We start from the raw sequence: 25726 nt of genomic DNA on the forward strand, positions 1-25726 counted from the left end.
ACCAGTGGAATCAACGTAAATTATCTCTTCAACGGTCAAGATCGGTGTAATCAAAAATTGTCTGAACCCGAATTTGGGGGAATTATTTGAATTTTTGCAATTTGCAAAGCATTCCGTTAATTCTTTAATTCTATAAATTCGAGTTCAGACAAATAAATCCGAAATCGAACATCTCAATTCCGAAATCAACAATGGCGTTGCCTGCGGCCCGGGCTTTACGCTGCAAATCCTCGCCCCGGCCATTGCGCGCGAAGGCCTGCGCGGGCTGTGGGTTTTACGCTGCAATCCCTAACGTGGCCTGTACGCGGGGGCCGAAATACTGCGACTACAACTGCTACTGCCACTAAAAAAACCGTCCGTCCGCTACCGGGCCTTGCCACTTACAGACATCAGCGGACAACTTTCTTTTCTTTAGAAATTGGTGACCATAGTTAAATTACTAAAAATATTAGTATTTTTACAAGCAAATCTTAATCTTATTTTTCCATGAACTAAAACAACATTGCCGCCATTGGTCACATTTATTTTTATAAGCAAGCCCACCCAATTAGCTTTTATCAAAACGATTACCTGCCCCATTACGATTATATTATTGCAAGTGCTCACGATATTGTAAGCGAAATTAAAGATACCAAATGCCACGAAGGCGGCTCGTACCACACCATGCAACTACAGGTTGAAAAACGCCGTGCCGACCTTGCCGAATTTTACAACCTTGGCGGCACCGTAATATTAATTTTAGATACCGTGCCCCTTTGGGAGTTTTATAACAGCATAGCCGGTCATAAGCACATTAACCTGATGGATATTTTATGCATGGAGGAGTTGCCCTTACAATACTCGCCCAAAACGGCACAGGTATATGTGGAGCTCCGCAGGCAGCAACCCTGTTAAACCAGGCACGGGTAAGCTTTACCACCGTACTGTAAAACCACACCACCGAAGCGCTGATAGCCACCCAACGCACCAAAAGCCCGCTAAGCTATCACCAACAAGTTAGTAACGGTTTGTTCATAGCCCTTGCATTACCCTTAACGATGGGGCAGATGAAGAAGCGTTTATACAGGGGCTGCTTGATGTGTGCGAGGAGTTGAAGCGGGAGGTCAATGTTGAAAGGTTGGAGGGATGAGGGTAGGTGTCCGTCCGGTAAGGGGAAGGGTAGGTGCGGACAGGTTTAAAAATTGCCCTCTTGAGAGGGCGCGTGGTGGTGTGTGCGGTGGCAGGGGGGGTGTGCGAGGGATAGGCGATCGGTTTTGCTTATCTGTTAGCCTTGCATGCGGGCCACAAGCCGAGGCTTGCGGCAGCGGTGCGTTTTTTCGCTACCGCAAGCCTCCTGGCTTGTGGTTAGGTTGCAAGGTGTTGGATTTGCTTGCGGTAGCAGGGGGCTTGTTCGCAGCTTCTGATAGAGTTTTCGATTATTTAGCTTAAAAATTACTCCTCGATATCACTAATGGTATATTTCTTCAAACCTTGTTTATAATTAAATGAAGCAAAACTATTACCTGCTTTGAATCGAACATCATAAGTTTTATTTATGCCACCTAAAAATCTGTATATAAGGTAATCTCTCAACCTTTCATTTAAAACACCAATCGCTAACACGTTCCAATCGTCATTCTTTAATATTAACGCATTATCTAATTCTATTTCTTCTTTGTAAAACTCTCCTCTTTTGCTTCGCTCGTAAATAAAAGACAACAAATTTGAATTAGAAGCCGAAAAATTATTTCCAACGAGTTCTTGATAATATTCTATAACATCGCTTTCAAAGTACTCAAATGGTGTACACTTAGAACCTCGACATTTAACATATAGTCTTAATGCTATTAATGTTGGCCTAACCAAAGCGCCAGATGATTTTACTTGTTGCAAAATAGAGGGCCCGAAAGATCCAGGATTAGGGCGTTCAATAAGACCAAAGTTCACTAACGTATCAAATTCACTATCAACTTTCAATCTGCTACTGCTTGCCATAACAGAGCATAATTCTGCATACTGCAACTTTAGATATGTTAGTGATACGACACCTTCTTCTTTTGCTTTATCGAGGTTACCAATATTTATGCTTTTTTTAGTATTCTCACACAAATAAGAAATCAGCTTTACTTGTGATGATGTTAATCTCTTCAAAATATCAATAAAAAATATATTTTCGTCTTCCTCATATCTATTAATTGATGAAGCAAATAATCCAGCCCACATATCCTGTAATGTATCGTTGCTTACGATTGAAGCATTTTCGATAATCTGAAATGCGACATTTGTATCTATGGTTAATTTTTCATTTTCTGTGTCCCACGTTAGTTTACCTTGAGCTTTTTCTAAGATTTTAATAACATTATTTAGTCTCCAACTTCTAAATTTGTCGCCGAGCATAAAGCCCAATTCATCTAAAAGTGGTTTGCAGGTTAAGGACAAAAAGGTTTTCACTCCTTCAATACCTGCATCTGCTATCTTCTCGCCTGTGCGACCCAAAGCATTCAATCCAAAAAGATCAAATCCGCCTCCGTTTGAATTATTATTACTCATAGCATAAATATAGCTAAATCAATGCCCGAATGATATTACTTGTAAATAAAACAACAAGTTAATTGGTATAGTGGGCGAAGGCCACCTGGGATTAGAAGAGGGTAAATAATAACTAATAAAAAAAGCCCCTCTTAGGGGGGCTTCTTTTCGCTTTTCGGTTTCTGCTGCTTTCGCCTTCGCGGTTTAAGCTTTTTAATCAGGTCAACTGCACCGTTACTAAAGGTGACAAAGCCTGAAGCGCAACTAATAAGCGCGGCGACATCATTTAAAATGTCCATGAAGTTATTTTGCTCCGAGTTTTAGCAACTTAAAGCCCTGATGACAATCATATACCAAACAAATTTGTTTGATAATTTTGGTATATATGTTTTTATGACATACCTTTGTCACGACAAATAAGAACTTTCAAAGTATACAAAATTGGCCGCTTTCTCAGAGCGGCTTTTTTTGTTCTCTCTTCGCAAAACAAATATAGGTATTTAACAGGCTGATTAGAGGCTTTTTAATAGTTAATATCTCTCGAATAATATGCGAGTTTTCCACAACGACACTTTTATGAAGGGTACCATTAAATTATGGCCTATCCGTATGTTGAAAAAATTTTATCAAAAAAACCCATCTACCCCTCAAATGGGGAGCATGCACCGCTGGAAAAAGAGCGGCATACTTGCGCTTTATGATTGGTAAACTTTTTAATCACATCGTATATACTGAACCTGATTTCGCCAGATTGATCAACACGATTATTTATAGATATTCGAGAAACTATTTGTACCCTTTAAATAAATGAGATATCAAATTTGATTGTCTTTCTTTTTAAGAGAAAAATAAGTAAAAAGTTGATTGAAATTGAAGAGATTTATAACATTTTGAATAACTAACACTATCGAGTAAACCGTTAAAAACGTAACAATCATAAAGATTAAATCATTTATTATTGATGTATACAAATTTGAATAAAAGAAATTTTGTAAGTCTTGACTTATTGCTATGCTATCAATGATTGTTATTACCATCTTTATTAGAAAGCAGACTAATAACGTAAAAGCCTGCATAATTATATTTATGGCGAAAACACCACTTATTTTTTCAAGATAATTAGTAGAATCATTTCCCTGCTTTTCGATTAGCGCATCCAATAGGTTTTTATTTGATAAATAACCAATGATCAATGCGTATGCTCCCAAATTAAAGCCGAGGAGTGTTGGTATAATTGCTATTCCTATATCAATAATCCTATTAATTAAATTGTATGCCAAGTTGGCTTGATTTACTCCTAATATGAAAGCTAAAGTTAATACAACGATTAGGACTGTAAAATAAAATAATTTATTATCCTTGCTGAGGAGCTCCTTCCATCCGTAAAGCTTCCAAATGTATTTCCAACCAAATTCCATTATCTATCTCCATTTAATGGCCATATATTCCTAATTTTTTCAAATAAATTATCAACTAAATGAATGGCATTTGAATAAAAGAATTCTTTTTTGGGAAACTGTTTAGTGCTTATGTCTACCAAATTACCAGAACTATCGATTATTTTCGCCTTTGCCTCTCCATCTTCCTCAGAAAGTTCTAACGCCCCTTTTATAATACTGCTATTAGCAATATCCAATCCTTCATCTTTTTTAGCAACCATGATGATAGTTGCATTCTTGGCGTTTGTTTTTTTTAAGTCCTCGTCAATAATCTTCTTTGATAGCGTTCCAATACCAGAATTCGAATAGTTTAGATCAATTTCTAATCGTCTAACCGATCTTGAATTAGTCAGCTTTTCTTTAAAATCCAGCCCAGTAATAACATCTACGTGAATAAATTCATCGTCATCTTTTACTGCGATTAACGCTTCCTCCCAAAATAATCGGAGTGGATATGGAGAAATAGCTATTGACGATTTTGTTATAAAAGAAAATTTATGATTATCAGGATCAAAAACAAAGTCGGTTTCAACTGCATCTGGGAATAATCCATCTCTAAGCTGAAACTGAACGTCTACATCCAATTTATCTATATCAAACCAGCTTTTATTTTCAAAATATGTAAATTGAGCTATTTTCCCATATAAATACTTTACCTCATCATTTTCTCTACGAGGCAACAAATATTTAATAATACAATGTTTACCATTTGATGATGGTTTATGTATTTTTCGGCTATATACTTTGGTAATCAAATCAAGATATTCATCACGAGTGGCATCACGATCATTGTGAAGCTTTCTTAATTTAATATTAATTGTGAAAAATGCCCGATGTAAAATTTTGTCTACCGCTGTCATTTCAAGTAAGATTAAGGTAATTGGTGGAGTAAATATATTTAAATTTATCTTTCATAGACAATTATCTCTTATTCAATATGAAAGGAAACAATTTGCACATTGTCGGCACCAGAATCAGTGCTGTTATATCTAATAAAAAAATAGAACTGTGATTGGGTTTTTACCATCCCAACTCGAGAGTATGCAGCGTTGGCAAAAGCTTGGCGTACTCGCGGCTTTCTGAACTCAAAACAAAAAGGTCAGCCAAATCCGGCTAACCTTTTTAATTTCCTATTACAAACCTTTGCTTATTCTTTAGTTTTCTTCCTCACCGGCTCAACCCATTTTTTGCCAAGCGCTTCAAGCGCGGCAATGAGTTTTTTCTTTTCAACGCTGTTATCGGGCCGGTGGCCAGCTTTCCGCGGCGGGCTTCTTCCCTCAACATTCGAACTTAATCTGATATCACCAGGCCCAGTCGTCGTCGTTCCGGCGAAACAGTACAATCACTGCGGCAAAAAGCAGCAGCGTTAACAATGTTTTTATTATCATCATCGTTATTCCTCCTTTAAATTTTTTTGCCTGAATATTTCCAGCGCAATCAGCTTCATGTTGTTGCCCAGTTGATCGAGCTTGCAGCATTTACTGCGTATTTTTTCGGGCAGGCTGTCAACGGTTTCCACCAGGTCGATGTGCAGATGGCAGTGATCATCAATATCCGGTTTCCCGTCCAGGCTCTCAAACAAAGTATAGGCAGCCTCCCTGTCGCGCCCCAGGTCAAACTCGCCAAAGGGCTCATACTTGTCGGGCGTTTTTACGCTCATCAATAAATAAAAGGGCGTTTCCATATGATGAATAAAAAAGGCCCCGTAGGGGCCATTTTGGTTTGTAGTTAGTATGGGTTATTTAATCTCAATTTGGCGGCGCACTATTTTGGCTTCCTCACGTTTGGCAATATCAATGTTTAACACGCCGTTGGTATAGGTAGCCTCAATGTTATCGGGGTTGGCGCTTTCGGGCAGGGTGAATGAGCGCACCCACGAGGTGTAGCTGTATTCGCGTTTGCTGTAGTTTTTGTGGTTGTCGTTGTTCTGGCTTTGCTGATCTACCGATACGTTGAGCACGTTACGATCAAGGCTCAGTTTAAAATCCTCCTTTTTAAGGCCCGGTGCAGCCAGTTCTACATGGTAGTGGTCTTCGGTTTCGCTGATGTTGGCTGCGGGTACGCGGCTGGTGAGGCGATCGTTAAAAAAAGTGTCGTTAAAAATGGAATCGAAAACATCATTAAAGCCTGGCATTAATGATCCGTTGTTTTTAGCGGGATTGAATTTAACCAATGTCATAGGTCTATCCTCCTTAATAAATTAATGATTTGAAACTTATAATGTTAATTAAACTGGTTAACCTATATCAAGCACTGTGCCAGTTGATGCCATACTGTTTGGCGCTGTAAAAATTTCAGTTTTGATGAAAAATTTACAGGGTAGGGTGTCAAAATTTCTTTTTAAGTGTTGATAGCAACCGGGTAACAGGCCCGCAAAAATACGCTTACCGCAAAAAATGTAAACAGGTAATGACAGCAGTTTTGTAGGTATTGAAGTTTTAAAAACCTAAATAAAACGATGCCGGCAATTGATTATCAATAAACATACAATCGGATATAAAATTAAACAGATTGCATTTTTGGCACAGTCTGTCAAAAAAAAGTCATTGCTCTGTTTCCGCAATGACTGGTGAATATATGATAGCTTGTCTCCCGTTTTTATCTGCGCTCCGGTTTATTCCTTTGCTTTCTTTTTAGCGGGCTCAACCCATTTTTCACCCAGCGCTTCAAGCGCGGCTATGAGTTTTTTCTTTTCAACGCTGTTATCGGGCACGGTGGCCAGCTTTTCGCGGCGGGCTTCCTCTACCTTGCGGATCTTTTCGTCAAACACTTTGTTAATCTTGTCAACTTCGGGGGTGGTATCCAGTTTGGCTATTTCGGCCTTAATTTGGGCTGCTAATTTTTCAAATTCCATGGGGCTGTTTTTTGCAAGCGCAAACATAAAAAATTGATTGTAAGTTATGATTAAGGGAATGAAAATTTGGGTTATTGGGTGAGTGGAGAACGGAGCGTAGTTGTTGTAATGCCCCCGCCGGGAGGCATCGCCGTCAATTAAGGAGCCGGGCTTTTAAGTTCCCCTCTTGAGAGGGGGCGCGATGGGTAAGAGCGAGAGCAGGGGTGTGTTATACGAGCGATCAGCATTACGCAGAGTAACACACCCCTCCACCGCCCGAATTTATTCGGGACAGGCTCTCTCAAGAGGGGAATCGCACAATTCCTCCGCTTTTTTGCTTAAGTTGAAGGCTATCTTCTCAAGAGGGGAATCGCACCCTCCACCGCGCTTGCTTAATTTAACGGCTATGCCTACCCGGAAGAAATTTAAAGATTGCCGTTCAGCATCCGGTTTACGCTGCCTACGCCTATGTTAAGGCGTTCGGCCACATCGCGCTGGCTCAGGCCCTCGTTGCTGAGGATGATAGCTTCGCGGCGCAGTTGCTCGCGCTCTTTTTTGGTGGGGGTGCGCAGGTGCTGGCTTTCATAATCATTACCGGTAAAAACAAACTTTAAAAAGCCGTGCTGCCTTTCGAGGCGGGCCACGCAAACATTGTCGGCCCCGTAGGTTTCGGCGGTGCTGCGCTGTTTTATTTGCTTTAAATAACGGTAGCCGGGGGTTGAGTGGCTCTCGCCCATGGCAAAAGCGCTGTCGCAAAAATTGATGAGCATTTTACTGCCGTGCAAATCATTGCGGCTTAGGGGCTGGCGCGGGTTACGCTTGGGGGTATGGGCCAGCACCAGGATGCTGATGCCGTGGCGGGTTTTCAGTTTTTTCAGTTCTTTCATCAGCGGGAGGGCGCCGCCGGCACTTTCGGTACCGCTGCGCAGGCAGGTAATATTATCAATAATCAGCACCCGGGCATCGGTACGTTTAATGGCCCGCGTAAGCGCCTGGATCACGTGCTGATCAAAACTTTGGTAGCCTTCGGCCGCGCGGTTAAACTGGTTGTATTCGCCGCGGTAAAAGCTGTTGGCAAACTGGTAGCGGATTCCGCCTTCGGTATAGCGCTGTTCAAACTGCTTGCCGGTAAGCTCAAAATCGATATACAAAACCGGCGAGGCCCCGGCCCCCAGCGCAAACGGACTGATAGCCTGCCCCCGCGAAATACTATCGGCCATTTGTACGGCGAGCAGGCTTTTGCCCATATTGGTATCGGCAAACAGGATACAAAGCTCGCCCTCCAGCCAAAAATTGCCGAAAAGCGTTTGCGGCGTATCATGTTCGGTTTCCATCTCCATCCAAACATTGGCCGGGTAAATATCAAACAGCTCGCAAACAGCATCCGGGTCGCTCATAATAAGCTTGCCCTTAGGCAAACTCTTAGCCGCCGCCTCCTGCACCGACGAGCGGATCATCTCAATAAACAAAGGTTTTTCGGAAGTATGGTCCATACAGGTAAAAGCCCCGGCCCAGGCGTAAATACAATACCCCGGGCACATCCATTGTTACTCACCGCTAACCAACCGGCAATTATGGAAGGCCCCCAAATTTACCATGCATAATCCACCCAAATGGTGGCACTATTTTGTCAGTGTTCCACTTTTAAAAAAGCAGTGTTCCAGTTTTGATTTTCGATTTTCGTAAATAACTGATTGTCAATACCAAGGTGTTCCAATTTGACTTTTCGCCATTTTTTGCATTTCACAACATACTGATTATCAGGTGTTCCATTTTTGGAATTCACTCAAAGTGTTCCACCTTTAAAACTGGAACAGTGGGTATTTTGGTGAGTGGAGAGCGGTTGATTAGGAGGGTGGTTGGCTATTAAGATTAACTACCCCACCCGTCATTGCGAGGCACGAAGCAATCGCGAACTATGCAGGGCGGTCTTGCTTACCGTGCGATTGCTTCGTACCTCGCAATGACGGCCTGGAAGTTTCTTAGCGTCCTTGGCTTCTTTGCGTGCTTATAATCGCCAACTATCCACAAAAAACCTTTGCGCCTTAGAATCTTTGCGAGCCAAACCCTCTGCGCCAGGACAAGGCTTACCTAACTTACAAACCCTTATCAACGCAAAAAGCCTTAGTTGTTCACTAAGGCTTTGCATTTGTTGCAGCATTGAAGCTGATAAAGGGTGGCACCGACCTACTCTCCCACGTTTTACCGCAGTACCATCGGCTCTGGCGGGCTTGACTTCTCTGTTCGGAATGGGAAGAGGTAGACACCGCCGATATAGGCACCTGAATTTCTTTTGAGCTTAATGCTCAAGGCTGAAAGCTAAAAGCCCTTTTGCCAATTCATTTATTATTCTATTATTTTATTGTTTCGCTTTTCAGCTTTTGGCTTTTCGCCTTCCGCTTTTAGCTTAACAATGACATATTATTGAAAGAAGTATTTGAATAAGAGAAAACAACAGCATTATTCTTTATCTGTTTTGTCGCGGATTAGAGGTAGCGACTAATCTCTTAATCGCTAACCTCTAATCTCTGATCCGAAGAAAGCTTCGGGCAATTAGTATTACTCGGCTTTGATGTCACCACCTTTAGACCTGTAACCTATCAACGTAGTAGTCTACTACGACCCTCTATGGAAGTCTCATCTTGTGGCTAGTTTCGCACTTAGATGCTTTCAGCGCTTATCTATTCCCAACGTAGCTACTCTGCAGTACACCTGGCGGCATAACAGATTCACCAGAGGTTAGTCCAACCCGGTCCTCTCGTACTAAGGTCAGCCCCACTCAAACTTCCTACGCCCACAACAGATAGGGACCGAACTGTCTCGCGACGTTCTGAACCCAGCTCGCGTGCCACTTTAATGAGCGAACAGCTCAACCCTTGGGACCTTCTCCAGCCCCAGGATGTGACGAGCCGACATCGAGGTGCCAAACCTCCCCGTCGATATGAGCTCTTGGGGGAGATCAGCCTGTTATCCCCAGCGTACCTTTTATCCTTTGAGCGATGGCCCTTCCATGCAGAACCACCGGATCACTATATCCGTCTTTCGACCCAGCTCGACTTGTCTGTCTCACTGTCAAGCAAGCTTTTGCTATTGCACTCCGCGTACGGTTACCAAGCGTACTGAGCTTACCTTTGAAAGCCTCCGTTACCTTTTTGGAGGCGACCACCCCAGTCAAACTACCCGCCAAACAATGTTCTCCGCTTTGCAGAGTTAGACACCAAATACAGAAAGGGTGGTATTTCAACGTTGACTAAACTACTCCTGGCGAAGCAGCATCACAGTCTCCCACCTATCCTACACATCCTGTATCCGATATCAATGTTAAGCTATAGTGAAGGTGCATGGGGTCTTTCCGTCCCGTTGCGGGTAACCGGCGTCTTCACCGATACCACAATTTCACCGAGCTCATGGCTGAGACAGCGCCCAGATCGTTACACCATTCGTGCAGGTCGGAACTTACCCGACAAGGAATTTCGCTACCTTAGGACCGTTATAGTTACGGCCGCCGTTTACTGGGGCTTCGATTCAATGCTTCGCCTTGCGACTAACATCCCCTCTTAACCTTCCAGCACCGGGCAGGTGTCAGGCCTTATACGTCATCTTTCAATTTTGCAAAGCCATGTGTTTTTGTTAAACAGTCGCCTGGGCCTTTTCACTGCGGCTGCATTTCTGCAGCGCCCCTTCTCCCGAAGTTACAGGGCCATTTTGCCGAGTTCCTTAGCCATGATTCACTCGAGCACCTTAGGATTCTCTCCTCGACTACCTGTGTCGGTTTACGGTACGGGTTTTTATTACCTGAAGCTTAGCGGGTTTTCTTGGAAGTCTGATTACCTGAACTATTACCTCGCCCGAAGGTTTGGTATACTATCAGCTTTCAGCAGAGTCTGCGTACTTAACTACAATCTCTATACCTACAGCCTTTAACGAACTATTCCGTCAGTTCGCGTCAGTGTCACTACTCCGTCACCGCATCGCAGTAATAAAAAGTACTGGAATATTAACCAGTTGTCCATCGGCTACGCCTGTCGGCTTCACCTTAGGCCCCGACTAACCCTGATCCGATTAGCGTTGATCAGGAAACCTTAGTCTTTCGGTGGGCGGGTTTCTCTCCCGCCTTATCGTTACTTATGCCTACATTTGCTTTTCTATTCCCTCCACAGTCGGTTGTCCCTCCTGCTTCGCCGGATAATAGAATGCTCCCCTACCAGTGCATTTTCATGCAATCCATAGCTTCGGTATACTGCTTGATGCCCGTTTATTATCCATGCCCGATCGCTCGACTAGTGAGCTGTTACGCACTCTTTAAATGAATGGCTGCTTCCAAGCCAACATCCTAGCTGTCTGTGCAATCGGACCTCGTTAGTTCAACTTAGCAATAATTTAGGGACCTTAGCTGATGGTCTGGGTTCTTTCCCTCTCGGCCATGGACCTTAGCACCCATAGCCTCACTCCAGCGTATATTATAAAGCATTCGGAGTTTATCTGGATTTGGTAGGATTTGACTCCCCCGCACCCAATTAGTAGCTCTACCTCTTTATAACTCAACCGCCAGGCTGTTCCTAAAAACATTTCGGGGAGTACGAGCTATTTCCCAGTTTGATTAGCCTTTCACCCCTACCCACAAGTCATCCGGAAACTTTTCAACGTTTATCGGTTCGGTCCTCCAGTACCTGTTACGGCACCTTCAACCTGCCCATGGGTAGATCACAAGGTTTCGCGTCTACCTCCCCTGACTATACGCCCTATTCAGACTCGCTTTCGCTTCGGATCCGCGTCTTAAACGCTTAACCTTGCCAGGGAAGAGTAACTCGTAGGCTCATTATGCAAAAGGCACGCCGTCACCCGTTAGTTAACGGGCTCCGACCGCTTGTAAGTACACGGTTTCAGGTTCTATTTCACTCCCCTGTTCGGGGTTCTTTTCACCTTTCCCTCACGGTACTGGTTCACTATCGGTCTCTCAGGAGTATTTAGCCTTACCGGATGGTGCCGGCAAATTCCCACAAGGCGTCTCCGACCTCGCGGTACTCAGGATACCACTATCTAATTATCGATTACCCGTACGCAGCTCTCATGCTCTATGGCCGGGTTTCCCACCCCGTTCCGGTTCTCTTTAATTGTCATGTTGTGGTCCTACAACCCCTGCTATGCCGTAACATAACAGGTTTGGGCTTCTTCCATTTCGCTCGCCACTACTCTGGAAATCACTATTGTTTTCTCTTCCTCTGCTTACTTAGATGTTTCAGTTCGGCAGGTTAGCGCTATTGCAATTAGTCTTCAACTAATTAGGTTGCCCCATTCGGAAATCACCGGATTAAATCTTATTTGCAAATCCCCGGTGCTTATCGCAGCTTATCACGTCCTTCATCGCCTCTGAGAGCCAAGGCATCCCCCGTGTACCCTTTCTTACTTTCTTCTACTCATACGCCTTTTGCGCCGTATGGTATGTCTTTATTTGAGTATTAAGTTCCAAGTGCTTAGTCTTAAGTCTTTCGACTTTTAACTTCAGACTTTCGACTCAATGTCTCTATCTGTTGTTTTCTCTTGTTTTCAATTACTTCTTCCAATATGTCAAAGAACGTTTTGCGGATGTGCAGATGTTTTGATTTCAGATGTGCAGATGATTTCTCATTTGCATATCTGCATATCTTCACATTTGCTAATCTGCATCGTGGAGAATAACGGATTCGAACCGTTGACCCCCTGCGTGCAAGGCAGGTGCTCTAGCCAGCTGAGCTAATCCCCCGTCGATGAGTGATCAGAGATTGGTTAATCTGTGATTAGTTGCCTAATCTCTATTCTCTAACCTCTTTTCGCCTGCGGCTCCGCCGCATAGTAGTCCCGAGCAGATTTGAACTGCTGACCCCTACATTATCAGTGTAGTGCTCTAACCAAGCTGAGCTACAGGACTATTTTATTCGTTCGCAGTTCTGAGTCTTAAGTTCTGAGTCTTAAGTCTTTTGACTCATGACTTCCGACTTTGGACTGCATCCTGCCAACTATGTCCTGTGCTTACTTTCGTTGCACAACCACTGATGGCTTCATCTTCTGGGTTTCCTTTTGTCTTTTTGTTTCTGTATTTAAGAAATTATCATGTAGGTAACAGTTCTTCGTTACTCTTGCGGAAACTGCTCCAGAAAGGAGGTATTCCAGCCACACCTTCCGGTACGGCTACCTTGTTACGACTTAGCCCCAGTTACCGACTTTACCCTAGGACGCTCCTTGCGGTTACGCACTTCAGGCACTTCCAGCTTCCATGGCTTGACGGGCGGTGTGTACAAGGCCCGGGAACGTATTCACCGCGTCATTGCTGATACGCGATTACTAGCGAATCCAACTTCACGGGGTCGAGTTGCAGACCCCGATCCGAACTGTGAATGACTTTTGGAGATTGGCATCCTGTTGCCAGGTAGCTGCCCTCTGTATCATCCATTGTAGCACGTGTGTAGCCCCGGACGTAAGGGCCATGATGACTTGACGTCGTCCCCTCCTTCCTCTCTATTTGCATAGGCAGTCTGTTTAGAGTCCCCACCTTAAATGCTGGCAACTAAACATAGGGGTTGCGCTCGTTGCGGGACTTAACCCAACACCTCACGGCACGAGCTGACGACAGCCATGCAGCACCTAGTTTCGTGTCCCGAAGGACTGTGCCGTCTCTGACACATTCACTAACTTTCAAGCCCGGGTAAGGTTCCTCGCGTATCATCGAATTAAACCACATGCTCCTCCGCTTGTGCGGGCCCCCGTCAATTCCTTTGAGTTTCACCCTTGCGGGCGTACTCCCCAGGTGGAACACTTAACGCTTTCGCTTAGACGCTGACTGTATATCGCCAACATCGAGTGTTCATCGTTTAGGGCGTGGACTACCAGGGTATCTAATCCTGTTTGATCCCCACGCTTTCGTGCCTCAGCGTCAATCATAGCTTAGTAAGCTGCCTTCGCAATTGGTGTTCTGTGACATATCTATGCATTTCACCGCTACTTGTCACATTCCGCCTACCTCAACTACATTCAAGCTCTTCAGTATCAAGGGCACTGCGATAGTTAAGCTACCGTCTTTCACCCCTGACTTAAAAAGCCGCCTACGCACCCTTTAAACCCAATAAATCCGGATAACGCTTGGATCCTCCGTATTACCGCGGCTGCTGGCACGGAGTTAGCCGATCCTTATTCTCAGAGTACATTCAGCTTCTTTCACGAAAGAAGGTTTATTCCCCTGCAAAAGCAGTTTACAACCCGTAGGGCCGTCTTCCTGCACGCGGCATGGCTGGTTCAGACTTCCGTCCATTGACCAATATTCCTTACTGCTGCCTCCCGTAGGAGTCTGGTCCGTGTCTCAGTACCAGTGTGGGGGGTCATCCTCTCAGATCCCCTAAACATCGTAGCCTTGGTATGCCGTTACCACACCAACTAGCTAATGTTGCGCATGCCCATCTTAGTCCTATAAATATTTGATTATAATACGATGCCATATCATAATGTTATGCGGTCTTAATCTCTCTTTCGAGAGGCTATCCCCCTGACTAAGGTAGGTTACATACGTGTTACGCACCCGTGCGCCACTCTCAAGGAAAGCAAGCTCTCCTATCCCGTCCGACTTGCATGTATTAGGCCTGCCGCTAGCGTTCATCCTGAGCCAGGATCAAACTCTCCATTGTAAAATGTTTTGTTTGACTTCCCGACCCTATTATTAATTAATAGAATCTGTTATCATTATTGTATCTTTATACAGATTCCGCTTGTTTTATTGTAACTCTTCAATCTTCCTTAACCTTAGTCTCGGTCAATCTCCCGTTACGCTACATGATTTCCATTTCTTAAAAGAACTTGCTCGCTTCCCTTTCTCAGTTCAGCTATATAATCTCCGATGTTAACCGGTCTGATTTGTCAATTTTTTCGGCGGGAATCGCTCCCTTTCCGTTTTGTTTTTGAAGCTCTTAACTTCCTTTTTCTTATCGGCTAAACTCGCTTAACCTCAACTTCTTTCGCTCTCTTGGGATCCCTTCCGTTCGGGGTTGCAAAGGTAAAAACCTTTTTTGTTTTTCCAAAAAATATTTTTTTTTATTTTTTGGAAATTTTTCGTGGCTTGCTTCTTCTCTTTTCGCTCTCGCTTTCAGCCCCTTTTAAAACCTTTTTCAGAACATCCACTCCTTTTCGAAGCGGCTGCAAAGGTGCGAATCTTTTTTCACTTTCACAAAAGATTTTTTTAATCTTTTTTTTCCTTCTCTTCGCCTTTTCTAATCCTTTAATGAACTTCCCCGCTACCTCGTTTCCTCGTTTGCGGGCTGCAAAGGTAGCCCTTTTTCTTATTCCTCCAAATTATTCTTATACCTTTTTACTTAACACTCACTTAATATCCTGATAACGAAGTGGAAAAAATTTGAAAATAACATAGTGTACCACCCATTTTATGACTAAGCATGCTCCCGAACATTATAAAGCATTACAAAACCAACTGCATCATGACATGAGATATTGTTTCGGAGGCGGCGAATGGCAGATTTGATGATTATTATAATGATTACAAAACCTGGAAGCGATTAACAGCGCGTTCAAAAGTATATATACTATATAGAAGCCCATTATTCCAACTTCTCCATTAACAATGGCGGATTGTTGAACACAGGATGCGGTTCAGCCTCAGGATTGCAGTGGGAGCCCACAGCGCGGGTGGGGATGGTGCGCAGGCAAGGCGAGGACTTGCAGCGTAAAGCCCGGCCGCAGGCAACGCCCTGATTCAGTTGGCAGTTTTGAGTTGGCAGTTTGCAATGCGCTATTTACCTGAACGGGGATTGATAGGATTTTGCTTAAGTTAATTTGCATAACGGCAGACCTATTCTATATAACACAACATGTATACTATATATATACTCAGTTTGCGCTAATCCTAAATCTCTGCCCTCTTATATCTATACTTCACAAAATCTGCACTCTGTTTATATCAATTCCCCCCCAAAACGTTAAAAACCGGCAATAGTTAAAAGATGTTAAATACACCATAACCATAGCTACCGGGCCGATGCCTCGTTATATATTAGCGGCTAAATAAATAATTGACTGATTTATATTATTAACCTATCTTTGCAGAATGTTTAAAAAGCAACTAACGTTATTAGCCAGTGTTTTAGCTATCGTAATTATTACGCTTGGCAGTTGTAAAAGCAAATACGAAAAACTAAGGGCAAGTAACGATTACGCCAAAAAATACCAGGAGGCTATTAAGTACTATAATAAAAAGGACTATAACAAAGCCTTAGGTTTGTTTGAGGTGCTTGTTGAACGTTACCGCGGCCGTGAAGGTGCCGAGGATTTGTTTTACTACTACGCCTTTACTTATTACAAGCAAAAAGACTACACTTCGGCACGATACCACTTTAAAACATTTGCTGATACTTACCCATCGAGCCCAAGGGCCGAGGAGTGCCGCTTTTTTTCGGCGTATTGCTACTATCTCGATTCACCTATTTTCTCGCTTGATCAGGATAACACTTTAAAGGCTATTGATGCTTTGCAGTTGTTTATTAACCTGTACCCTAAAAGCGACCGTGTTGCCGAGGCCAGCAAACTGATCCAAAACCTGCGCGATAAGCTGGAAACCAAAGCCTATGCCAATGCCAAGCTTTATTTAACCATCAGCGATTATCAATCGGCAGTTATTGCTTTTAATAATGCCCTGCGCGATTACCCGGATACCAAATACGGCGAGGAAATGGAATACCTTATTGTTAAAGCACAGTACGAGTATGCCTCACACAGCCTGGAAATTAAACAGGAAGACCGCTTTAACCAGGCTATAGCTTATGCCGACCAGTTTGCCGAAAAATATCCGAACAGCAAATACCTGCGCGAAACACAAGGTTACGTTAAAGATAGCCAGCAGGGCATTAAACAAGCACAGCGCGTTATTGCCGAAGCCATGAATAATGGAAAGGTGGCAAAAAAACTGGCAAAAAAGGATACCGTTACAACAGCATCTCCATCTGAAAAAAATCAGCCGCAAAAAATACCATATTAATTAAAGATATAAGCATTAAATAAGATATGACAGCTAACAACAGTAATAAACCAGCACCTGCAAGCAGCACAGTAACCCGCGATTTACGCGAGCTGGATACTAAAACAGAGAACATCTATGAGTCGCTTGTGATCATGTCAAAAAGGGCGAACCAGATCTCGAACAACATTAAAGAAGAGTTGCACCAGAAACTTTCTGAGTTTGCTTCATCAAATGATAACCTTGAAGAAGTGTTTGAAAACCGTGAGCAAATTGAGATTTCTAAATACTACGAAAAACTGCCTAAACCATCGTTGGTTGCAGTACAGGAGTTTTTAGATGGTAAGGTTTACTACCGCAACCCAACTAAAGAAGCGTAACAACCACCCGCTCCTCCGGACGGACGGACAGGAATTTATTTACTAAGTAACAAAAGACTCCCTTACGGGAGTTTTTTGTTACTTTTAACTTTGTAATTATTGGCCCTTTAAGGCGATAAGAGCTTATGCTTAAAGATAAAAACATTGTTTTAGGAGTTTGCGGAAGTATAGCGGCTTATAAGTCGGCTACGTTGGTTCGCTTGTTGGTTAAGGCTGGAGCCCGGGTAAAAGTGGTGATGACCACCGATGCTACCCATTTTATTACGCCGCTCACCCTTTCTACATTATCAAAAAACCCAACGCTGGTTGATTACTTTAAAGCTGATACCGGCGAGTGGAATAACCATGTTGAGCTTGGCCTTTGGGCCGATATGATGGTGATAGCTCCTGCCACTGCCAACACCCTGGGTAAAATGGCTAACGGGCTTTGCGATAACCTGCTTTCGGCGGTTTACCTATCTGCAAAATGCCCGGTGTATTTTGCACCGGCTATGGATCTGGATATGTGGCTGCACCCGGCAACCCGGAGCAATGTGGCAAAACTGCAGTCGTACGGTAATGTAATGATTCCCCCAGGCAATGGCGAGCTGGCCAGTGGTTTGCACGGTGAAGGCCGGATGGCTGAGCCGGAAGAAATTGTAGCTTTTTTGGAGGCTGAATCAAAAAAAAAACTTGCGTTAGCTGATAGGAAAATACTGGTAACTGCCGGGCCTACTTATGAGGCTATTGATCCGGTAAGGTTTATCGGCAACCACTCGTCGGGTAAAATGGGGTTTGCTATCGCGGATGAACTGGCGTTGATGGGTGCTGATGTTACGCTGGTTACCGGGCCTACGGCTCAGGTGAGCAGGCAAAAATCGGTAAAGCGGATTGATGTTACTTCGGCAGCGCAGATGCTGGATGCCTGTTTGGCTGTTTACCCCGATGTACAGGCTGCTATTATGAGTGCTGCTGTGGCCGATTATACGCCTGTTGAAGTAGCCGGGCAGAAAATAAAAAAGCAGGACGGCGGCCTGAATATCGAACTAAAAAAAACTACTGATATTTTAAAAACCCTTGGCGAACAAAAACGTACAGGCCAGGTATTGGTTGGCTTTGCGCTTGAAACCAATGATGAAGAAATGAACGCAATAAGCAAGCTGCAAAAGAAAAATCTTGATTTTATTGTGTTAAATTCGCTTAATGATGAGGGGGCGGGTTTTAAGGGCGATACCAATAAAATAACCATTATTGACAGCGCACTTAATAAAACCGGTTTTGATTTGAAAAGTAAGGAAGCCGTAGCCCGCGATATTTGTAACAAAGTTGCCCAATTGATAAACGGATGAAAAAACTATTACTGTACGCCGCGCTGATGTGCTTTTGCCTTAAAGGGCTTGCCCAGGATTTGAATGCACGCGTACAGGTGCTTTCGCCAAAAATACAGGTGGCCAACAAGCGTGTTTTCCAAACGCTGGAAACCGCCATGAAAGATTTTTTGAACGGCCGCAAATGGAGCGCCGATCAGATTTTACCCCAGGAACGGATTGATTGCAATTTTGTACTAAATGTTACCAACTGGGATGGCAGCGGCAATTTTACCGGCGAGCTGCAGGTACAATCGTCCCGACCGGTGTTTGGCTCATCCTACACATCAACCCTGCTAAACATTAATGATAAGGATATCAGCTTTACCTACACCGAAGGGCAAACTATTGATTATACCGACCAGAGTTTTCAGAGTAACCTGAGCTCCATCATGGCTTTTTATGCCAATATTATTGTGGGGCTGGATTATGATACTTTTTCGAAATTTGGCGGCACGCCTTATTTTTTAGCAGCACAAACCATAGTTACCAACGCCCAAACATCATCATACGGCGGTTGGAAAGCTTTTGATGGTAATGTGAGCCGCTATTGGCTATCTGAAAATCTGAACAATAAGCTATACAATCCGCTTAGGACTTTTTTGTATGATTATCATCGCAACGGCCTCGACCTGATGGCTGATAATGTAACCAAAGGCCGCAAAGCTATCGATGCGTTGTTGCCGCTGTTACAGCAGATAGACAGGCAACGAGTAGGCTCGATGCTGCCATTGGTGTTTTATACTGCGAAAAGCGATGAACTGGTTTCTATTTACAGTAAAGCTGATAACCAGCAGCGCTTAACGGCCATGAATTTGTTTTTGCAATTAGATCCGGCTAATGGTAATAAGTATCAGAATTTGCAGAAATAGCCGGCAATTAATTGTTATTTAAAAAACCTTCTTACACCTTATCATCATGACAATACGCATGACACCATTAAAAACGGTGCTGCTTTTTATACCATTTATTGTAACAGCTATTATTGGCCGCATCCAAAATCCGGGGTTACAATCATTTTTGGATAGTTATAATATTTTTAATCACCTGGCTACTCTTAACGTGTTGCTAATTACCGCGTTCCAAGCCTATTTTTTTATCCGCTTTAATGTGGTAGCTGTTAAAAGATTTACCTTTTTCATAATAAACGGCTTGCTTCCTGTTATTTATTCAGGGTATCAGTTTATTCAGGGCATTTTTTCAACCCTTAACAGGCCTCATTTTCTCAAATTGGGTAAACCTGAAGGTCCGATGCCCATTGTAGCTCTCGGCCTTTATGATATGCTAATGGTGTTCCTTTTAGTCTATTCTCTGTAAACGTTCTTTTACTTAAATAACAAATACGTGTCTACGCAAATAATCAAAAAGGTTAAAGAGCCGGCAGACCAGGCTGCATTAACTGATGAGTTTTTAAATCCGATGAGATTAATTGTAAAAGCGTCGTGGATTGCTATTGTGATATTGTTCGCCTTTACTTTTATCAACGATATCATAGCTATACTAAAACGTTAATTATTCACTAATCTGATCAGGTAAAAATGATCTAAAGTACCGGGTCTCTTCCGTTTGATGATAAACGGCAGGCTGAGGTTCTCTTTCGGATAATCTTCAAATGCTTTGATGGTGGTATAAGCTATCCCTTTTTCTTTTAAGCCTGCTACTGTCTTTTCATCGGCAACAATTATTTGCTTTTTCAGTGAATCCGTTTTCAGGATGTAATCTATATCAGTATACGTGACTGCTCCCTTATAATAAAAATCAAAAGTGTTGGATAATACTGCCGCGCTAACTTTTTGGTTGGGATAGTTTTGGTTGAGGTATTCGGCTGCGGAGATATCGCCCCGGTAGCTAACGATTACCGGATAGGCTACGGTAATCAAATACGCGTTTACAAAAATGGCTACTGCGCATGTGAACAGAAATAACGGCTGCCAGCTTGTTTCTTTTTGTTTTACGATATAAACAGTCAATATTATCAAAACCGCTAACAAAACAATAAAAACGGGCCAGTAGCCGGGCGCGAAAATGAAATTTAGCGCGACAACCGCTGTAACAAGTAAACCGCTGAGTATATATTGTGTAACCTTGAAAAAGGTAAACTCGCCACCTGCTTTTAATGATACTATGAATACAGCCGTGATGATAGCAAAAAACGGAAACAGGATATTGGTATAAAACGGCAGCTGAAATTTGGATGCCGAAAAGATGAGCAGCATTAACACTCCGCCAGATATGCATAAATACTCGGGCTGGGCGATGCCCTTTACCATTTTCCGGATGGTGGTATAAAGTGCATAAAACAGGATGATTGCCCAGGGTGCAAAAGCCCAAAGCAGGGTATGTACAAAAAACAGCTTATCGCCATGGGTATTCTGGATGTAACCGTTATTATTAAAGCGCCCAAACTGGCTATCCCACAAAAACCAGTGGATGCCCGAAATACCTTTGCGGCCAAACACCACTTTTTCGGGGTGAAGATCGAACTGGGTATAAACCGAATAGAGTTCGGGGGTGATAAATACGATCACCAAAACAAAAGATAACAGCCATTTCCAATGGAACAGGCCTTTGATGTTTTTTTTGAAAAGGTAGTCGCCAATGATGGATGCGCCAATGGGGATAAGCAGGTAGATGCCTTTGGTCATCACCGCGCAGGCTGTAAATAACGAGGCTAAAAGGATATCAACAAAACGGGGATTTTCCTTTACCTTATAATAATGGTAAACGGCACCCATCAGCAGGCCCATAATATAAGGTTCGGCACGTACATCCGTGTTCGACATTACGGCATGCTGGACAGTAAGCAATATCAGGATAGCTACAATAGCTGTTTCATCACCATAAAACTTTTTGGCTAATTTATAGGTGTATACCACCGCCATGAAAAAGAACAGCAGCGCCGGCAATTTATAAGCAATAGTGTTTACACCGAATATTTTAAAACTGACGGCAATAACCCAGAATGGAAAATGCGGTTTATCCAACCAATCAGCGCCGTGGTACAGTAAATCGGTAAAGTTGTTGCTTTGGGCCATGGTACGGGCCAGGGCCGAATACAGCGCCGGATCATCAGTAAAAAATTTGATGCCGATACCTGCTATATTAACTGCGATGGCTAACAGCAATACAATTAAATATGGCCGTTTTTGTGCTGAGAAAATTGAAACCGATGAATTATCCACTAAAAGTAATTATGCCCAAAAATAGCTGAAATTAATTATTCCATGGCAGGTATTTTGGCTGGGCAGTGTCAATGAGAGCCGGCTTAACCGGGTTTAAGTTTTCGCCGTTCAATACTTTTTGATACAGTGCAATGTATGCTGTTGTCATTTGTTTGATGTTGAAATTATCGGCGGCGTATTGATGGCAATATTGTTTGTTAAATGATGCTTCATTTTTCAGGGCATCAGCCAGTTCTGATTTGCTTGCAGATAAAAAGCCGGCCTCTACAGTAACCAACTCGGGCAATGAGCCATAAGGCGTACCAAAAACCGGGCAGCCGAAATACAGGCTTTCAATAATGGCTATCCCGAAAGGCTCATGCCATAATACCGGAAACAGTAAAGCCTTTGAGCTATTCATTACTATCGACTTTGCCTCATCGCCCACCATACCTTTAAACCTTACATTTAAATTAGGTGTAAAACGCAAGCCCATTTTAAGGTTAAGCCTTGTGCCGCCAAGTACAACCAGTTTGTTGCCGCTGGCTGTAGCTACATCAATAGCACCTTTTACATTTTTAACGCGCCAGGCAGCCTTGGCTAAAAAGTGGGTGTGGGTACGTTTTTTATTAAGATCGGGTTTGGGATAATCGGCCGTATCAATGGCATTATGTACAAACACCTGCGCACCATGCCGCTGCGCATGATTGGAAGATACAAAAACCGAGTTAACATCCAATTGGGCAACACCCGGGTTATTGTGTACGGTGATGATATAAGGCTTTTTAGTAAAATCTTGTACCTGGAATTGGAAATGAACCACATCGATATCATCGGGCACCTGCTGGTTTAAATCTTTATTGGGATCATAGATCAGCACTTTAGCAAACGGGCAACTTGATCCCTCCCCTACCAGGTAAGTGATTTGATGACCAAGCCTGTTTAACTCACGACCGAGCCACCAGATGATGCGTTCGGTACCGCCATATTTGGTGGCGGGGATTTGGGTGTTGTTTACGATGAGGATGTTCATAGACGAGGCAAAGGTAATATTGAAAAATGCTAAGAGCTAAACATTATTATCATTGATAAAAAGAAGAGTTCCTATATTTGAGTTGCTAATCTAAACCCTAATTGACATGGATATAAAAAATTTCGCAGTAATCAAAGGGAATGTTATTACACAACATGGGCTAATTACTTATAAAGCGGGTAATTCCGGGGATGCCTGGGCGACAGTCAGAAGTAATATCTCTTTCAATAATGGAACAATTGAATTTGCGGCAAATATTAAATCCCATAACACCGGTATAAACTTAGCAATGAATTCTTTCGGTAATCAAAAGGTAAGAATAGGATGCAGTCGTACCACCAGTAAATTTAGTATACGGATTGAAGATGAAGTATGGAGATCTTTGAGTAAAGCCGGAAGCTTAAATAATTACGAGTTTAATAAAGATATTTTCTTCAAAATTCATATTGAAGGCTCGCTAATAAAATTGTTTATTAACGATATCTTTTTTTGTGAAGCCAATTTATCCACCAAAGAATCGCCGATTGAATTCTCGCTTATCAGTGATGCCGATTTTACTCTGCATAATATTAAACTAACAACCTCTACTCCTAAATTATTTGTGGTTATGCAATTCTCGAGTGAATACAACGAATTATACAATGAGGTAATTAAACCCGTATCCGAAAAATTAAGATTCGATTGCATTCGTGGCGATGAGTTTTATGCAGGAACACCAATCCTCTTGGATATTACTAAATCTATCAAAGAAGCAACAGCTATCATTGCAGAAATTACCCCTGACAATCCAAATGTATTTTATGAAATCGGATATTCTCATGCAATCGAGAAACCAACCATATTGCTTTGCGATAAAAGACGGGCAAATTTACCGTTTGATTTATCGAGCTTCAGAACTCTTTATTATGAAAATACTATCGCGGGTAAAAAGAAAATAGAAATCAACCTAACAAAGTATTTAGAGAATATTAAATCTTCCTCTAACTCCTAAACCACTTCCTACTCGCCACCAACAGCCCAAACTCTTCCGAAGGATATTTCTCGGTTGATTTATGGTGCATTTTATGCGCCCTGCGGATACCGGCTAAATATGCATTACTGCTTTTAAAGGCTTTAAAGCGGTTATGGATAAACCAATCGTGAAAAATAAAGTAGATAATGCCATAAATACTGATACCGGTACCAATCCAAAACCGGTAATCAAAACTTAAATGGCCTATCCACATCAGCCATAAAGCAAAAGCGGCGAAACCTATACTGAATAAATCATTCAACTCGAACCAACCATGCCTTTGTTGGTGGTGGGTTTTGTGGATAAACCACAAGGGCCCATGGAACAGGTATTTGTGCATAGCCCACGAAATAAGTTCCATACCAGCTATGGTTGATATTAATATCCCTATGTTTATCAGTAACTGCATCAACGTATAAAACAAAAGCAGGAACATAAAGTTGTCCCTGCTTTTAAAATTAAAAAATTCGGCCCCCGAAATCAACAAACATCAACCGAAAAAATCGGTGAAATCAAAAATCAATCGGTGTAATCCCAAAAAATAAAATTAAATATGTATCGCCCTGTTTTCGGTAGCCGCTAAACATGCTTCGCGCATGGCTTCGGTATAGGTTGGGTGGGCATGGCTCATGCGCGAAATATCTTCGGCACTTGCACGGTACTCCATGGCTACAACGGCCTCGGCTATCATATCGGCAGCGCGCGGCCCAATCATATGTACGCCTAAAATCTCATCGGTAGTAGCATCGGCCAATACTTTTACAAAACCATCCAGGTCGCCACTTGCACGCGCGCGGCCACTGGCCTTGAACGGGAACGAACCTGTTTTGTATTTAACACCGGCAGCTTTCAGCTGCTCTTCTGTTTGGCCAACGGCGGCAACTTCCGGCCAGGTATAAACTACCCCCGGGATCAGGTTGTAATCAATATGTGGTTTCTGGCCTACTATGATTTCGGCAACCAGGGTGCCTTCATCTTCGGCTTTGTGGGCAAGCATAGCACCTTTAATAACATCACCAATGGCGTAAACACCTTTAACGCTGGTTTCCAGGTGATCGTTAACGGTAATTTTGCGGCCACGTTCTTCAACAGTGATACCAATGTTTTCCAAACCTAAACCATCGGTATAAGCAACACGACCAACAGCTACCAGGCAGTAATCGCCTTTCAACTCTTTCTTTTCGCCTTTAGGGGTATCAAAACTTACGGTTACCTCATCGCCATTAACCACCGCACCGGTAACTTTGTGGCCAAGATAAAATTCCATACCCAGTTTGGTAAGCACTTTTTGCAGTTCGCGGCCCAAACCTTTATCCATAGTTGGGATAATGCCATCCATATATTCAATTACCGATACTTTGGCACCTAAACGGGCATAAACCGAACCAAGCTCCAAACCTATAACACCACCACCAATCAGCACCAAATGTTTAGGCACTTCGCTCAGGCTTAAAGCTTCGGTTGATGTGATGATGCGTTTTTTATCAACAGGTAAAAATGGCAGCGCCGATGGTTTTGAACCAGTGGCTATGATTACGTTTTTGGTGGTAAGTTCGGCAGTGGTGCCATCGTTCTTTTTAACAATGATGGTGTTTTTATCTTTAAATGATCCCACACCAAAATGGGTATCAATTTTATTTTTCTTCATCAGGTAACTGATGCCGCTGGTATTGGCATCTACAACCTGTTGCTTGCGTTTAATCATCTGCCCGAAATCGATACCCAGGTTATCCAGATTGATGCCATGAGTTTTAAAAGCATGGGCAGCATTATGATAATGCTCAGACGAATCGAGCAGTGCCTTTGACGGAATACAGCCTACATTAAGGCAGGTACCGCCAAGGGTATTATACTTTTCAACAATAGCGGTTTTTAAACCCAGTTGGGCGCAACGGATAGCGGCTACATAACCACCCGGCCCCGAACCGATAACTATAACATCATATTGCATAGTAGTGTGTTTTTTATGGATGGCAAAGTTAAGGATTATTGTCTGAATCAGAATTTTCAGAATTTGAGAATT

At 42.9% G+C, this 25726-nt stretch carries 18 protein-coding genes, 2 tRNA genes and 3 rRNA genes; 7 read left to right on the forward strand and 16 right to left on the reverse strand.

The annotated features are described in order from the left end of the window. The first annotated feature begins 663 nt into the window (after nucleotides 1–663). On the forward strand, nucleotides 664–894 hold the full coding sequence (locus HYN43_RS19475; RefSeq protein ID WP_119410929.1) for a hypothetical protein: 231 nt from the start codon (nucleotides 664–666) through the stop codon (nucleotides 892–894). Between the two features lie 537 nt (nucleotides 895–1431). Here the strand turns inward: HYN43_RS19475 and HYN43_RS19480 are convergent. The 12 genes from HYN43_RS19480 to HYN43_RS19535 all read right to left on the reverse strand — a co-directional run bounded on the left by HYN43_RS19480 (nucleotide 1432) and on the right by HYN43_RS19535 (nucleotide 14435). Next, entirely contained in the window at nucleotides 1432–2529 is a 1098-nt protein-coding gene (locus HYN43_RS19480) for an Abi-alpha family protein (protein WP_119410930.1), read from the reverse strand. Nucleotides 2530–3323: 794 nt separating this feature from the next. Then, entirely contained in the window at nucleotides 3324–3926 is a 603-nt protein-coding gene (locus tag HYN43_RS19485) for a hypothetical protein (protein WP_119410931.1), read from the reverse strand. Beyond that, a complete protein-coding gene (locus HYN43_RS19490; protein ID WP_119410932.1) occupies nucleotides 3926–4807 on the reverse strand; it encodes a DUF4747 family protein in 882 nt (293 codons plus the stop codon). Before HYN43_RS19490 ends, HYN43_RS19485 begins: the two co-directional genes overlap by 1 nt. A 533-nt stretch (nucleotides 4808–5340) precedes the next feature. Next, the gene (locus HYN43_RS19495; RefSeq protein WP_119410933.1) at nucleotides 5341–5631 is read right to left on the reverse strand and encodes a hypothetical protein; all 291 of its coding nucleotides are present in this window, start codon (nucleotides 5629–5631) and stop codon (nucleotides 5341–5343) included. A gap of 54 nt (nucleotides 5632–5685) precedes the next feature. Then, nucleotides 5686–6126, reverse strand: coding sequence for an Hsp20/alpha crystallin family protein (locus HYN43_RS19500; protein WP_119410934.1), 441 nt, complete (start codon nucleotides 6124–6126; stop codon nucleotides 5686–5688). Between the two features lie 435 nt (nucleotides 6127–6561). After that, the gene (locus HYN43_RS19505) at nucleotides 6562–6801 is read right to left on the reverse strand and encodes a hypothetical protein (RefSeq protein ID WP_162996551.1); all 240 of its coding nucleotides are present in this window, start codon (nucleotides 6799–6801) and stop codon (nucleotides 6562–6564) included. Between the two features lie 404 nt (nucleotides 6802–7205). Continuing rightward, nucleotides 7206–8273, reverse strand: coding sequence for an AAA family ATPase (locus HYN43_RS19510; protein WP_162996552.1), 1068 nt, complete (start codon nucleotides 8271–8273; stop codon nucleotides 7206–7208). Between the two features lie 681 nt (nucleotides 8274–8954). Then, nucleotides 8955–9066 (reverse strand): 5S ribosomal RNA (gene rrf / locus HYN43_RS19515). 247 nt (nucleotides 9067–9313) lie between these two features. Further along, nucleotides 9314–12194 (reverse strand): 23S ribosomal RNA (locus HYN43_RS19520). Between the two features lie 255 nt (nucleotides 12195–12449). Further along, a tRNA-Ala gene (locus tag HYN43_RS19525) sits at nucleotides 12450–12523 on the reverse strand. Between the two features lie 90 nt (nucleotides 12524–12613). Next, a tRNA-Ile gene (locus tag HYN43_RS19530) sits at nucleotides 12614–12688 on the reverse strand. A gap of 226 nt (nucleotides 12689–12914) precedes the next feature. After that, nucleotides 12915–14435, reverse strand: a 16S ribosomal RNA gene (locus HYN43_RS19535). Together the 16S, 23S and 5S rRNA genes with 2 tRNA genes alongside form the textbook arrangement of a ribosomal RNA operon. Before the next feature lie 1430 nt (nucleotides 14436–15865). Between HYN43_RS19535 and HYN43_RS19540 the strand changes: the two genes are divergently transcribed. From HYN43_RS19540 to HYN43_RS30455, 5 genes are all read left to right on the forward strand, one after another. Continuing rightward, nucleotides 15866–16792 carry an outer membrane protein assembly factor BamD gene (locus tag HYN43_RS19540; RefSeq protein ID WP_119410937.1) on the forward strand — a complete coding sequence of 309 codons (927 nt, stop codon included), beginning with the start codon at nucleotides 15866–15868 and terminating at the stop codon, nucleotides 16790–16792. A gap of 26 nt (nucleotides 16793–16818) precedes the next feature. Next, the gene (locus tag HYN43_RS19545) at nucleotides 16819–17151 is read left to right on the forward strand and encodes a DNA-directed RNA polymerase subunit omega (protein ID WP_119410938.1); all 333 of its coding nucleotides are present in this window, start codon (nucleotides 16819–16821) and stop codon (nucleotides 17149–17151) included. Between the two features lie 125 nt (nucleotides 17152–17276). Then, on the forward strand, nucleotides 17277–18479 hold the full coding sequence (coaBC, locus tag HYN43_RS19550) for a bifunctional phosphopantothenoylcysteine decarboxylase/phosphopantothenate--cysteine ligase CoaBC (protein WP_119410939.1): 1203 nt from the start codon (nucleotides 17277–17279) through the stop codon (nucleotides 18477–18479). Further along, nucleotides 18476–19369, forward strand: a complete 894-nt coding sequence (porD, locus tag HYN43_RS19555; protein WP_119410940.1) for a type IX secretion system protein PorD — start codon at nucleotides 18476–18478, stop codon at nucleotides 19367–19369. Before coaBC ends, porD begins: the two co-directional genes overlap by 4 nt. A 472-nt stretch (nucleotides 19370–19841) precedes the next feature. Beyond that, nucleotides 19842–20009, forward strand: a complete 168-nt coding sequence (locus HYN43_RS30455) for a hypothetical protein (protein ID WP_162996553.1) — start codon at nucleotides 19842–19844, stop codon at nucleotides 20007–20009. On the opposite strand, the gene HYN43_RS19565 is transcribed toward HYN43_RS30455, so the two are convergent. Further along, on the reverse strand, nucleotides 20006–21622 hold the full coding sequence (locus HYN43_RS19565; protein WP_162996554.1) for an ArnT family glycosyltransferase: 1617 nt from the start codon (nucleotides 21620–21622) through the stop codon (nucleotides 20006–20008). The genes HYN43_RS30455 and HYN43_RS19565 overlap by 4 nt on opposite strands. An 88-nt stretch (nucleotides 21623–21710) precedes the next feature. Next, nucleotides 21711–22691, reverse strand: a complete 981-nt coding sequence (locus tag HYN43_RS19570; RefSeq protein WP_119410943.1) for a glycosyltransferase — start codon at nucleotides 22689–22691, stop codon at nucleotides 21711–21713. Nucleotides 22692–22797: 106 nt separating this feature from the next. On the opposite strand from HYN43_RS19570, the gene HYN43_RS19575 reads away from it, so the two are divergent. Beyond that, a complete protein-coding gene (locus tag HYN43_RS19575; RefSeq protein ID WP_119410944.1) occupies nucleotides 22798–23682 on the forward strand; it encodes a TIR domain-containing protein in 885 nt (294 codons plus the stop codon). On the opposite strand, the gene HYN43_RS19580 is transcribed toward HYN43_RS19575, so the two are convergent. Further along, nucleotides 23672–24112, reverse strand: a complete 441-nt coding sequence (locus tag HYN43_RS19580; protein ID WP_119411292.1) for a sterol desaturase family protein — start codon at nucleotides 24110–24112, stop codon at nucleotides 23672–23674. The genes HYN43_RS19575 and HYN43_RS19580 overlap by 11 nt on opposite strands. 138 nt (nucleotides 24113–24250) lie before the next feature. Beyond that, a complete protein-coding gene (gene lpdA, locus HYN43_RS19585) occupies nucleotides 24251–25654 on the reverse strand; it encodes a dihydrolipoyl dehydrogenase (protein WP_119410945.1) in 1404 nt (467 codons plus the stop codon). Nucleotides 25655–25726 lie beyond the last annotated feature (72 nt).

The sequence above is a fragment of the Mucilaginibacter celer genome (genome assembly GCF_003576455.2).
Lineage (GTDB): Bacteria > Bacteroidota > Bacteroidia > Sphingobacteriales > Sphingobacteriaceae > Mucilaginibacter > Mucilaginibacter celer.